Consider the following 11,816-nt stretch of genomic DNA (forward strand, 5'->3'; position numbering starts at 1 on the left):
ATCTGGAAGTGATCGCCCGCCACTTTCGTTTGCGGGTGTTAGGCTTGTCGGCATTCTAAAGTTGTGTTCCCCTTTAGTTTCACCTTTGGGAGGACGCGCGATGCGACGGATGCTTCTGAGTGTTGGCGTGCTAGCTCTTCTAGCGACCGGTTCCGTCGCCTCGGCTCGCCAGAGCGACACCTTGATCGGTGATTCACGGCGTCAGCAGGGGCTGGAGTCCGAGATGGGACGCCTGCGCATGGGGCAAACGGGCGGCGCGCGCGAAGGCGTTTGCCCGCTCGTCCGCGGCGCCTCGGCGGAGGTCAACGCCTACGTCGCCGCTCGCTTGCGCCAGGTCGCCAACCAGGTGGGCGCGGAATATGCGCATCGCGATTGCGAGCCGAACGTGGTCGTTCTGTTCTCGCCGGATCCCGACGAATTGGTGGCCGAGGCCACGCGCGCCAAGCGGTTCAATTACAGAGGCGTCGCCGCTCAGGACGTCGAGCGGTTCAAGACCAGCCGTCAGCCCGTGCGCTGGATCCACGGTTCCGCCGCTCCGGGCCTTAAGACCAAGGATGCGAGACCGTACAACGCCCTGGTGATCGTGGACGCCAACAAGGCCGCCGACGTCAAGGTCTCGACTTTGGCCGATTATATCAGCCTAGTCGCCCTGGCCGACGTCCGAATTCGTCCCGCGCCGGCCGAAGGGATCCTGAACCTGTTCAACGCGGTCGACGCGCCTCGCGCGATGACCGAGGCCGACCGAGCGTATCTCCGCTCCGTCCATAGCCGTCGCTACTGATCGACGGAGGGGGCGGTCAGCGCCGCCCTCCGTTTTTCGAACGAGCCGTACCGGGGTGTCGCGCGCTGATGCCTCGTGTCGGACCCAATGGTGTGCGCCGGCCGCGGCGTCACTCCAGTGCGCCGAGTTGAGAGGCCTCTCATCTCCCAAGAGTCATCGCGATACACGCCATGGCTGCATTACGTGTCAGGGGCTGAACGTCGTCAAACCGTCCGACGCAGAGGCGGCGGGTCGGCGCGCGCCTTCAAGGCTCTCGGTTGGCGGATTTAAATCGTGCCTAGAGCCAGTTGCTGCCGCTCTTATCATCAGGACAACGTTGTCATTGGAAATATTTGCCGAATTCTCAGGATGGGGCGTGGAACGGCAAGCGCCAGTGGACGCGTTCTTGAACGAAGTGCTACTGAGGCCCCGGATATTGCACTGCGGGATCACCATACAGCAGCGCTGTTCCAAGGTGAGACGCTCCCAATAGAGGGGCGCGGCCTTTTCACTTATCGCAGGGTGAATTTCATATGCCGGTTGAGACGCTGACCAAGTCCCGTTGGGTTTATGCATTTGGCGGAGGCGGCGCCGACGGCGACGCCTCGATGAAGAACCTTCTCGGGGGCAAGGGCGCCAACCTCGCCGAGATGTCTTCGCTGGGCCTGCCTGTGCCCCCCGGCTTCACGATCACCACCGAGGCGTGTGTCCACTACTACGCCAACGGCAAGCAGTACCCGGCCGAGCTGGCCGAGCAGGTCAAGGTCGGCCTCGCCAAGGTCGAGGAGATCACGGGCAAGGCGTTCGGCGACGTCGCCAACCCGCTGCTGGTCTCGGTGCGCTCGGGCGCCCGGGCCTCGATGCCGGGCATGATGGACACCGTGCTGAACCTGGGCCTGAACGACGAGACGGTCGAGGGCCTGGCCAAGCTGTCGGGCGACCGCCGCTTCGCCTATGACAGCTACCGCCGCTTCATCCAGATGTACTCGAACGTCGTGCTCAATCTGGAGCACCACATGTTCGAGGAGATCCTGGACGACCACAAGGAGCGCCTGGACGTCCATGTCGACACCGGCCTGACCGCCGACGACTGGGCCCTGGTTATCAAGGACTACAAGGCCGCCGTGCGCGACCACCTGGGCAAGCCGTTCCCGCAGGACGCCCAGGAGCAGCTGTGGGGCGCGATCGGCGCCGTCTTCGCCAGCTGGATGAACGACCGGGCCAAGTTCTATCGCCGCATGCACGACATCCCCGAGAGCTGGGGCACGGCGGTGAACGTCCAGTCGATGGTGTTCGGCAATATGGGCGACACCTCGGCGACGGGCGTGGCCTTCACCCGCAACCCGTCGAACGGCGACAACCGCCTGTACGGCGAGTTCCTGATCAACGCCCAGGGCGAGGACGTGGTGGCGGGCATCCGCACGCCGCAGTCCCTGACCAAGGCCGCCCGCGAGGAGATGGGCGACACCGCTCCCTCGATGGAAGAGGCGATGCCGGAGGTGTTCGGCCAGTTCAAGACCGTGGTCGAGACGCTGGAGCGCCACTACCGCGACATGCAGGACATCGAGTTCACGGTGGAGCAGGGCAAGCTCTACATGCTGCAGACCCGCAACGGTAAGCGCACGGCCAAGGCCGCGCTGAAGGTGGCGGTCGACATGGCGGCGGAAGGCGTGATCAGCAAGCAGGAGGCCGTCGGTCGCGTCGAGCCGGCCTCGCTGGACCAGCTGCTGCACCCGACCATCGACCCGACCGCCCACCGCGACGTGATCGCCGTCGGCCTGCCGGCCTCGCCCGGCGCGGCGACCGGCAAGATCGTCTTCGACAGCGACGCCGCCGAGAAGGCCGCCGCCAACGGCGAAGCCGTGATCCTGGTGCGCGAGGAGACCTCGCCAGAAGACATTCACGGCATGCACGCCGCCCGCGGCATCATCACGGCCCGCGGCGGCATGACCAGCCACGCCGCCGTCGTGGCGCGCGGCATGGGCCGAGCCTGCGTCTCGGGCGCCGGCGACGTCGCCATCTTCGAGAAGGAAGGCCTGTTCCGCGTCCGCGGCCGCGAGTTCAAGGCCGGCGAGATCATCACCATCGACGGCTCGACCGGGGAAATCCTGGCCGGTTCGCCCAAGATGATCGAACCCGAGCTGACCGGCGATTTCGCCACCTTGATGGGCTGGGCCGACGAGGTCCGCCGCCTGAAGGTGCGGGCCAACGCCGAGACGCCGCTGGACGCCAAGACCGCCCGCCAGTTCGGCGCGGAAGGCATCGGCCTGTGCCGCACCGAGCACATGTTCTTCGACGACACCCGGATAGCCGCGGTGCGAGAGATGATCCTGGCCGACGACGAGAACGGCCGCCGCGCCGCCCTGGCCAAGATCGCGCCGTTCCAGAAGGCCGACTTCGTCGAGCTCTTCACGATCATGGAAGGCCTGCCGGTCACGATCCGCCTGCTGGATCCGCCGCTGCACGAGTTCCTGCCGCACACCGAGGAAGACGTCGAAGCCGTGGCCCAGGCCACGGGCCTGGACGCCGCCAAGCTGATGCGTCGCGCCAAGGAGCTGCACGAGACCAACCCGATGCTGGGCCACCGCGGCTGCCGCCTGGGCGTCTCGTACCCCGAGATCTATGAGATGCAGGTCCGCGCCATCCTGGAAGCCGCCTGCGAGATCGCCAAGTCGGGCAAGGCCGCTCCGGTTCCCGAGATCATGCACCCGCTGGTCGCCAAGGGCGAGGAGATGAAGTACCTGCGCGACCTGACCGACCGTGTCGCCAAGGCGGTGCTGGAAGAGCAGGGCGTGGACCTGAAGTACACCGTCGGCACCATGATCGAGCTGCCCCGCGCGGCCCTGCGCGCCGGCGACCTGGCCGCCAACGCCGAGTTCTTCAGCTTCGGCACCAACGACCTGACCCAGACGACGTTCGGCATCAGCCGCGACGACGCCGGCAAGTTCCTGGGCGCCTATATCGACAAGGGCATCTTCGAAAAGGACCCCTTCGTCAGCCTCGACCAGGACGGCGTCGGCGACCTGATCCGCATCGCCGCCGAGCGTGGCCGCGCGGCCCGTCCGGATGTCAAGCTCGGCATCTGCGGCGAGCATGGCGGCGACCCGGCCTCGATCGGCTTCTGCGAGACGGTGGGCCTCGACTACGTGTCGTGCTCGCCCTACCGCGTGCCGATCGCGCGCTTGGCGGCCGCCCAGGCGGCTCTGGCGAACAAGGGCTGAGGCCCTCGTTTCAAGCCTGAACTCACTCAGGGGGCCTCGGACTGGACAGTCCGAGGCCCTTTGCCTATCCGACGTGGCGAGGACCTCGGGGGGAAGTCATGGCCTATCTGCGCTGGCGCCGGTTCACGGAGCTGCTGTCGCTCGACAATCCGGCGCTGGGCGAGCTGTTCATGCGCAAGCGCCACAAGCCGATCGTGGCCGCGCCCGTCGAGAAGTGGGACGCCGAGTACCAGGCCGGGATCTACGATCGCCTGAACCGCTCCGAGCAGCGCCACCACCACCGCCTGCTGGCGGCCATGATCGCCGACCGCTGGCCCAATCCGCGCGTGCTGGAGATCGGGGCGGGCGAGGGCGTGTTCTACGAAGCCCTGCGCGCCCACCGGCCGGCCCGCTATGTCGGCGTCGACTTTTCCCGGCCCGCCATCGAGCGCGGCGAGCTGCGCCTGGCGCCCGAGATCGCCATCGGCGAGGTCAAGATGGTGCTGGGCGATGGCCGCACCTTCCGGACCGACGAGACCTTCGATGTCGTGGTCTTTTCCGAATGCATCGAGCACCTGGGCGAGGTCGAGGATCTGGTCGCCCACTACGCCCCGAACCTGAAGCCCGACGGCGCCGTGGGCCTGACCATGTGGCTGGCGCTCAAGCCCCTGCGCCTGTGGCATCGCCTGAAGGCGATGGGCCAGGTGCTGGACGAGGCGGTGATCAACACCCCCTGGGGCGGCGGCTGGTTGGTGGCCGTGGTTCGGCCGAGGCGCTGAGATCGTGGGTTCGGCGGCTGCCTGGTTAGAGCCAGGTTCCGCTGCTCGCCATGCCCACCACTAATGAACTCAGCACGGCGAAGGGCGCATTTATCAGGGCGCAGATGGTGGCAAGCGCTCTGCTGCCGGGAAGCGTCACGATGCTCCACACCGCAGCGGCGACATAGGCGACCAGCATGATCAAGCTGACATGGCCGAGCCAGTCGGCCGACTTCATTTCGCCTTGATAGAAGACCGCGGCGGCGACAGGCGGAAGCAGCCATAACGCGGGAAGGACGAGGAGCCGAACGGTCCTGCGTCGCTCGGGCATAATCAAGACAACAAGCGTTGAAGCGGCGCCCAGGAGGCCCATCCCAAAGCAACTGGCCTGCATCAGCAGAAACCAAAGGAAGCTCAGCTTTTGCACGGTTTCATACAACCGGCGCGCGGCCTCCGTTGCAAGCGGCGTGTCTTGAAGCCCTAGACCACGAACGCAAAGCCGCCCCGAGGCGGAAGGAGCCTCGGGGCGGTTGCTAGGCCGTCCGCTTACGGGGGAGGGGCGCGGACGGCGACTGACGGCAGGGATTAGCCGTGCAGCTTGATGGCGGTCTCGGCGACCTTGCGGCCTTGGTAGCGGGCGCCCGTCAGTTCGTTCTCGCTGGGCTGACGCGAGCCGTCGCCGCCGGCGATCGTGGTGGCGCCGTACGGGCTGCCGCCGGTGATTTCGTCCAGGGTCATCTGGCCGGCGTGGCCGTAGTCCATGCCCACGATCACCATGCCAAAGTGCAGCAGGTTGGTGATGATCGAGAACAGGGTGGTCTCCTGGCCGCCGTGCTGGGTCGCCGTCGAGGTGAAGGCGCCGCCGACCTTGCCGTGCAGGGCGCCGCGGGCCCACAGGCCGCCGGCCTGGTCGAGGAACGCCGCCAGCTGCGAGCTCATGCGGCCAAAGCGCGTGCCCGTGCCGACGATGACGGCGTCGTAGTTGGCCAGGTCCTCGACCGTGGCCACCGGGGCTTCCTGGTCGAGCTTGAAGTGGGCCTTCTGGGCGACTTCCAGCGGGGCGGTTTCCGGGACGCGCTTGATGTCGACCTGGGCGCCGGCTTCGCGGGCGCCTTCGGCGACGGCCTTGGCCATCGTCTCGATGTGGCCGTACGACGAGTAGTAGAGAACGAGAACCTTGGCCATGACGGCCTCCTTTGCGGTCGTTGAAGGGGAGGAAGGTCGGACGCGAGGCTAAGGTTTCCCCGCGTCCGTTTCTTGAAGGAAAACTCTAGTCCTGAGCGGCGTCGACCAGGACCAGTTCGGCGTCTTCCAGGGCGGTGACGGTGATCACGTCCTCGTCCTTGATGCCGGCGCCGTCGCGGGCGTTCAGCTTGACGCCGTTGACCTCGACCGACCCGACGGCCGGGACGAGATAGCCGCTACGGTCCTTGCCCAGGGCGTAGGTGGTGCTCTCGCCCGCCTTCAGCGTCGCGCCCAGGACGCGGGCGTCGGTGCGGATCGGCAGGGCGTCGGCGTCTTCGGCGAAGCCCGAGGCCAGGGTGACGAACTTGCCCGAGCGATCGCCCTTCGGAAACGGCTTGGCGCCCCACGACGGCGCGGCGCCGAAGGTCTTGGGCTCGATCCAGATCTGGAAGATCCGGGTCGTTTCCGGCTCGAGATTGTACTCCGAGTGACGGATGCCCGTGCCCGCGCTCATCACCTGGACGTCGCCGGCCACGGTGCGGCCCTTGTTGCCCAGGCTGTCCTGGTGGGTGATCGCGCCGTCGCGGACATAGGTGATGATCTCCATGTCGCTGTGCGGATGCGGCGGGAAGCCGGTGTTGGGGGCGATCTCGTCGTCGTTCCAGACCCGCAACGAACCCCAGTTCATGTTGCGGGGGTCGTAGTAGCTGGCGAACGAGAAGTGATGCTTGGCCTTCAGCCAACCGTGGTCGGCGCCGCCAAGCTTGTCGAACGGTCTGCGATCGATCATGGCTCTAACCTTTCAGTCTCTCGAGAAGCGCCAGTCCGGCGCGTCGTGTTGAGGAGAAGATAGGGGACCTGGCGGGATCCGAAATGGAAACTGTTGAAACACATGGTTTCCAAAACTAAGCTATCGCCATGTCCAAGCTCCCCGATCTCGAAGGCCTCGCCGTGTTCGCCAAGGTGGTGGAGCTGCGCTCGTTCGCCGCCGCCGCCGATGAACTGGCCATGTCCAAGGCCACGGTCTCCAAGGCCGTGACGCGGCTGGAGACCCGGCTGGGCTCGCGCCTGTTCAACCGGACCTCTCGCCGCCTGGCCCTGACCGACGCCGGCCAGTCCCTGGTCGAACGCGCCGCCCGCGTCCTGGCCGAGGCCCAGGCGGCCGAGGAGGAGGCCTCGCACCAGTCCTCGGCGCCGCGCGGGCTGGTCCGGATGGCCGTGCCGATGTCCCTGGGCATCACCACCCTGGGGCCGGTGCTGCCCGCGTTCTTCGAAGCCTATCCGGAGGTCTCGATCGAGCTGCACCTGTCGGACGCCACCATCGATCTGGTGGGCATGGGTTTCGACCTGGCGCTACGCGTGGCGGCCCTGCCGGACAGCTCGCTGGTGGCGCGGCGCCTCAGGGCGGTGAAGCGTCACCTGGTGGCCTCGCCCGCCTATTGGGACAAGCACGGTCGGCCGCACCATCCCGCCGACCTGGCCCAGCATCGCGGCCTGACCTATGGCCACCAGTCCGCGCCGGAGACCTGGCGTTTCCAGAAGGGCGGCGAAGAGGCCTCGGTGCGGCCGCGGTCGGTGATCCGCGCCAACAACGGCGACGTCCTGCTGCCGGCGCTGCTGGCCGGTTCGGGCGTCGCCCTGCTGCCGGACTTCATCGTCGGGCCCGCTGTGGCCGACGGCCGCCTGGAAGAGGTCCTGACGGAGTGGCAGGGCGCGCCGATCGCGTTGCATCTGGTCATGCCGCCAGGCGGGCCTCGTCCGGCGCGGGTCGAGGTGCTGGCGGCCTATCTCGCCAAGACTCTGGGCGCTTCCGGACGCTAGAGGCTCTCGACCTGGGCCGGGGTGAACGCCGCGACCTGAAGCGGCGTCATGGCCGCTAGGTTGGTGGTCGACAGCCAGTCCAGCTGGTTGATGGTCAGGCCGGGGATCTGCGAGGGCAGCAGATAGCGGATCTGGGTCGTCGAGAGGCCGGAGATCACCGTGGTCGACAGGGACCCGATCTGGCTGGCCGACAGGCCTTGAACCTGCGTGCTCGTCAGTTGCGCGAAGGCGGTCGAGGACAGGCTGCGCATCTGGTAGGCCGAGAGCCCCTTCATGGCCGTGGTCCCGATGGACGCCATTTGGGTCTGGGACAGCGCCGCCAGGTTCGTTACCGACAACGCGGACACCTGGGTCGCTGAGAAGGCGCCGATCTGGGTCGCAGCGAACTCGCCGATATCGGTCGTGGTGAGTCCGGCGAACTGGGTCGCGGTAAGTCCGGTGACCTGCGTGTTCGAGAGCGCCTGAACCGCCGTCGCGTCGAGACTGCTGACGTTCGCGGACGAAAGCCCTGCGATCTGCGTCGACGAGAAGCTTCTGATCTGGGTGCTCGACAGCTCGGCGAAGTCGGTGGAAGTCATGCCGGCGATCTGGGTCGACGTCAGCCCCGCCAACTGGGAAGAGGTCAAGGCGCCGACCTGCGTGGCGGTTAGGGCGCTGATATTGCTGGCCGACAGCGCCGCGATTTGGGTCGCGGTGAAGCCAGAGACCTGGGTCGGGGTCAGCTCGGCGAAATCCGTGGTGCTGAGACCGCTAAGCTGGGTGGTGGTGAGGGCCGAGATGTAGGTGGCGCCCAGAGCGGCCACCTGGGTCGACGAAAGGCCGCCAAAGGCGCTCGCGCTCAGGCCGGCCACCTGGGTGGCGGTGAAGGCCGCGACCTGGGTGTCGGACAGCGCCGAGGCCTGGGTGCTGGTAAGCCCCTTCAGCTGCGAAGCGGAGAAAAGGGCGATATCGGTGTCGAGATAGTTGAGCTGAGCGGTGCTCAGCCCGCCAACCTGCGTCGCCGTCAGGCCCTTGAGCTGGGTGACGCTCAGCGCGTCCAACTGGGTGGTGTCCAGCGCCGAGATCGCGGTGGACGACAGGGCCGAGACCTGAGCGGCCGACAGCGCCTGCAATTGCGTGGCGGAGATTTCGGCCACGTCGGTGACGCTCATCGCGCCGATTTGCGAGGCGTTCAGAAGCTTCAGCTGGGTCGTTTCCAGCGAGCCGATCTGGGTGGCGTCCAGCGCGGTGAACTGGGTGGCGTTCAGCCCGCCGATCTGGGTGGCGCTGAGCACGTCCAGTCGGCTGGTGTCCAGCTTGGCCAGCTGGGTCGAGGTCAGGGCGTTGAGCTGGGCGCCGCTGAACGACGCCAGCTGCTCGGCGTCGAAGATCAGGGTCTGCGCGAAGGCCGGGATCTGCGTCGCCGTCAGGCCTTTGACCGCCGTATTGGACAGGGCCGAAACCTGGCTGGCGCTCAGCCCCGCCAAGGCCGTGTTGGTCAGGGCACCGACCTGGGTGGTGGTGAGCGTCTCGAGCTTGGTGGTCGAAAGGCCCTGCACCAGCGTCGCAGGCAACGCTGAGATCTGTGCGGCGGAGAGGTACGAAATCGGCATGGACTCGTTGCCCCAAAATACGCTGGCGCGAATCGTTCGCGCCAAGTCTAGGCCAAGGCGCACAACTCAGCCATGCGACCATGAGATGCGGTCGCGATGCGCTCCGCCTCCCGCTATTGTTGTGGAGGCGGGATAAAGCTCTTCTAAGGATCTAGTTGAATCCGCTGGTTACCTTTAGCCCGCGCGCATGGTCCACAGGTCGAGGTCGGCTTCGCGACCGATCAGGGCCAGGCCCGAGGCGATGGACTCGAACTCGCCGCCGGTTTCGATCTTGTCGGCCCCAAAACGGCGCAGGAAGATTTCGCGGACCGCCGGCACGAACGAGCTGCCGCCCGTCAGGAAGACGCGGTCGACGCCGGTTTCGGCCAGGCCCGCGCGATCCAGCGCCTCGGCCACGGCGGTCTCGATCGCCGTCAGCTCGGGCGCGATCCAGCCTTCGAACTCGGTCCTCGCCACGCGCTTTTCGATATGCACCGAGCCGGCTTCGAAGCGGAACATGGCTTCGTCGCAGCTCGACAGCGCCTCCTTCAGCGCCGAAACCGACCGGTAGAGGGCGTAGCCGTGATTGCCGTCCAGCACCTCGATCAGGGCGGCGATCTTTTCGGGCTCGACCGCGGTGCGCTCCAGGGCGCGGATGTCGCGCATGTCCTTGGACGCGCGCAGCAGGGCCAGCTGGTCCCAGCGGGCGAAGGCGGCGTAGTAGCGCTGGGGGATCGGCAACCGGTTCGAGAACGACCGATAGTCCGAACCCTTGCCCAGCTCCGGCGAGACCAGCTGGTCGATGATCCGGTAGTCGAAGGCGTCGCCGGCTAGGCCCACGCCCGAGCGCGACAGCGGCGTCGAGCGCAGCGTCCTGTCCGCCGCGCGCTCGAACCGCACCAGCGAGAAGTCCGAGGTGCCGCCGCCGAAGTCGGCCACCAGCACCGTGGCGTCCTGCTTCAGCTGCCGCGCGAAGAAGAAGGCCGCGCCGACCGGCTCGTAGGCGTAGCGGATGTCGGTGAAGCCGAGGCGCTGGAACGCCGCCTCGTAGCGCGTGAGGGCCAGGGCCTCGTTGGGCGAACTGCCGGCGAAGGTCACCGGACGGCCGACGATGATGCGCGGCGGCAGGTCGTCCATCTGGGCGCCGGCGTGCTCGCGCAGGCGCAGTAGGAAGGCCGCCAGCAGGTCCTCGAACTGGTAGCGCTTGTCCAGGATCCGCGTCTCGGTGAAGGCGGCCGAGGCGGCGAAGGTCTTGAACGACTGGATGAAGCGCGTTTCCAACGGCTCTTCCAGATAGGCCTCGATCGCCCAGGGCCCAGCCTCGACCACGCGCTCGCCCTGCACGCTGTGAAAGCTGAGCGCCGAGCGGAAGGCGAAGAGCTCGCGGTTGTCGATGGCGAAGCGGACCAGGCGCGCGTGGTCGTCGCCGTGCGTCATTGAGACAACGGTGTTGGTGGTGCCGAAGTCGACGCCGATCGTCGGCGCGGTGGCGGCCGTCATGGGAGCTCGAGGTCCTGGGGAGAGGCGGGGCGAGCGTCGTAACGCCTCACGCCGCCGCGTCAAGGGCGGCCGGTTGACACCGGACCGGACGTCGGCTCGAAGAGGCGCGAGCAAGCAGCGGGCGAACCTTGGAAAACTTCGATGTCCTGGTGATCGGCGCGGGCGCGGCCGGCATGATGTGCGCCATCGAGGCGGGCAAGCGCGGCCGCTCGGTGCTGGTGATCGACCACGCCAAGGCGCCGGGCGAGAAGATCCGCATCAGCGGCGGCGGGCGCTGCAACTTCACCAACACCGGCGCCTCGATCCATAACTTCCTGTCGGCGAACCCGAAGTTCGCGCTGTCGGCCCTGCGCCGCTATCGGCCGAAGGACTTCATCGCCTTGGTCGAGCGATACGGGATCGCCTATCACGAAAAGACCCTGGGCCAGCTCTTCTGCGACGGCTCGGCCAAGCAGATCATCGACATGCTGCTCGCCGAGATGAAGGCCGCCGGCGTCGTTCTGCGGCTGGAGACCAGTGTCCAGACCGTGGCCAAGGTCGAGGGCGGCTTCGAGGTCGCGCTGTCCTCGGGCAAGGTTCGCTGCCAGTCGCTGGTCGTGGCCTCCGGCGGCAAGTCGATCCCGAAGATGGGCGCGACGGGCCTGGGCTATGACATCGCCAAGCAGTTCGGGCTGGGGATCGTCGAGACGCGGCCGGCGCTGGTTCCGCTGACGTTCGAGCCCGGCATGCTGGCGCGACTGACTCCGCTGTCGGGCGTCGCCCTCGACGCCGTGGTCGCCCACGGCAAGACCAAGTTCCGTGAAGGGATGCTGTTCACCCACCGGGGGCTATCGGGCCCCTCGATCCTGCAGATCTCGTCGTATTGGCGCGAGGGCGATGAAATTCGGGTCGACATGGCCCCGGGCGTCGACGCCCTGGCCGCCTTGAAGACCGCTCGCACGGCCACGCCGCGCCAGGCGGTGGCGACCGTGTTGTCGACGCTGCTGCCCAAGCGCGTGGCCCAGGTGATCGCCGACGAAGA

At 67.2% G+C, this 11,816-nt stretch carries 10 protein-coding genes; 5 read left to right on the forward strand and 5 right to left on the reverse strand.

Features of this window, described 5'->3' with window-relative positions:
• Positions 1-127: 127 nt before the first annotated feature.
• From AX690_RS19115 to AX690_RS19125, 3 genes are all read left to right on the forward strand, one after another.
• Positions 128-781 (forward strand): hypothetical protein, encoded by a 654-nt coding sequence (locus tag AX690_RS19115; RefSeq protein WP_231732242.1) that lies wholly within the window; start codon positions 128-130, stop codon positions 779-781.
• A gap of 512 nt (positions 782-1,293) precedes the next feature.
• The gene (ppdK, locus tag AX690_RS19120; RefSeq protein ID WP_066681106.1) at positions 1,294-3,981 is read left to right on the forward strand and encodes a pyruvate, phosphate dikinase; all 2,688 of its coding nucleotides are present in this window, start codon (positions 1,294-1,296) and stop codon (positions 3,979-3,981) included.
• A 98-nt stretch (positions 3,982-4,079) separates the two neighbouring features.
• A complete protein-coding gene (locus AX690_RS19125; protein WP_066681105.1) occupies positions 4,080-4,739 on the forward strand; it encodes a cyclopropane-fatty-acyl-phospholipid synthase family protein in 660 nt (219 codons plus the stop codon).
• Positions 4,740-4,764: 25 nt separating this feature from the next.
• On the opposite strand, the gene AX690_RS19130 is transcribed toward AX690_RS19125, so the two are convergent.
• The 3 genes from AX690_RS19130 to AX690_RS19140 all read right to left on the reverse strand — a co-directional run bounded on the left by AX690_RS19130 (position 4,765) and on the right by AX690_RS19140 (position 6,693).
• Entirely contained in the window at positions 4,765-5,157 is a 393-nt protein-coding gene (locus AX690_RS19130) for a hypothetical protein (RefSeq protein ID WP_066681104.1), read from the reverse strand.
• Positions 5,158-5,303: 146 nt separating this feature from the next.
• Positions 5,304-5,903, reverse strand: a complete 600-nt coding sequence (wrbA, locus tag AX690_RS19135) for an NAD(P)H:quinone oxidoreductase (protein WP_066681103.1) — start codon at positions 5,901-5,903, stop codon at positions 5,304-5,306.
• Between the two features lie 85 nt (positions 5,904-5,988).
• Positions 5,989-6,693 carry a pirin family protein gene (locus AX690_RS19140; protein WP_066681098.1) on the reverse strand — a complete coding sequence of 235 codons (705 nt, stop codon included), beginning with the start codon at positions 6,691-6,693 and terminating at the stop codon, positions 5,989-5,991.
• A gap of 128 nt (positions 6,694-6,821) precedes the next feature.
• Between AX690_RS19140 and AX690_RS19145 the strand changes: the two genes are divergently transcribed.
• Positions 6,822-7,724 (forward strand): LysR family transcriptional regulator, encoded by a 903-nt coding sequence (locus tag AX690_RS19145; protein WP_066681096.1) that lies wholly within the window; start codon positions 6,822-6,824, stop codon positions 7,722-7,724.
• On the opposite strand, the gene AX690_RS19150 is transcribed toward AX690_RS19145, so the two are convergent.
• Together AX690_RS19150 and AX690_RS19155 are read right to left on the reverse strand one after the other, a co-directional pair.
• Positions 7,721-9,316, reverse strand: coding sequence for an ice nucleation protein (locus AX690_RS19150; protein WP_066681094.1), 1,596 nt, complete (start codon positions 9,314-9,316; stop codon positions 7,721-7,723). The genes AX690_RS19145 and AX690_RS19150 overlap by 4 nt on opposite strands.
• Positions 9,317-9,490: 174 nt before the next feature.
• The gene (locus AX690_RS19155) at positions 9,491-10,795 is read right to left on the reverse strand and encodes an Hsp70 family protein (RefSeq protein WP_066681092.1); all 1,305 of its coding nucleotides are present in this window, start codon (positions 10,793-10,795) and stop codon (positions 9,491-9,493) included.
• Between the two features lie 128 nt (positions 10,796-10,923).
• Between AX690_RS19155 and AX690_RS19160 the strand changes: the two genes are divergently transcribed.
• Positions 10,924-11,816 (forward strand): aminoacetone oxidase family FAD-binding enzyme (locus AX690_RS19160; protein WP_066730516.1); only part of this gene is annotated, 893 nt, incomplete at its 3' end.

It is taken from the genome of Caulobacter sp. CCH9-E1 (assembly GCF_001556515.1).
GTDB lineage: Bacteria > Pseudomonadota > Alphaproteobacteria > Caulobacterales > Caulobacteraceae > Caulobacter.

Bases quoted from the DNA above. Each gene is read 5' to 3' on its own strand.
- ppdK (WP_066681106.1), top strand. From the start codon at position 1,294: ATGCCGGTTGAGACGCTGACCAAGTCCCGTTGGGTTTATGCATTTGGC.
- wrbA (WP_066681103.1), bottom strand. From the start codon at position 5,903: ATGGCCAAGGTTCTCGTTCTCTACTACTCGTCGTACGGCCACATCGAG.
- AX690_RS19125 (WP_066681105.1), top strand. From the start codon at position 4,080: ATGGCCTATCTGCGCTGGCGCCGGTTCACGGAGCTGCTGTCGCTCGAC.
- AX690_RS19155 (WP_066681092.1), bottom strand. From the start codon at position 10,795: ATGACGGCCGCCACCGCGCCGACGATCGGCGTCGACTTCGGCACCACC.
- AX690_RS19140 (WP_066681098.1), bottom strand. From the start codon at position 6,693: ATGATCGATCGCAGACCGTTCGACAAGCTTGGCGGCGCCGACCACGGT.
- AX690_RS19145 (WP_066681096.1), top strand. From the start codon at position 6,822: ATGTCCAAGCTCCCCGATCTCGAAGGCCTCGCCGTGTTCGCCAAGGTG.
- AX690_RS19150 (WP_066681094.1), bottom strand. From the start codon at position 9,316: ATGCCGATTTCGTACCTCTCCGCCGCACAGATCTCAGCGTTGCCTGCG.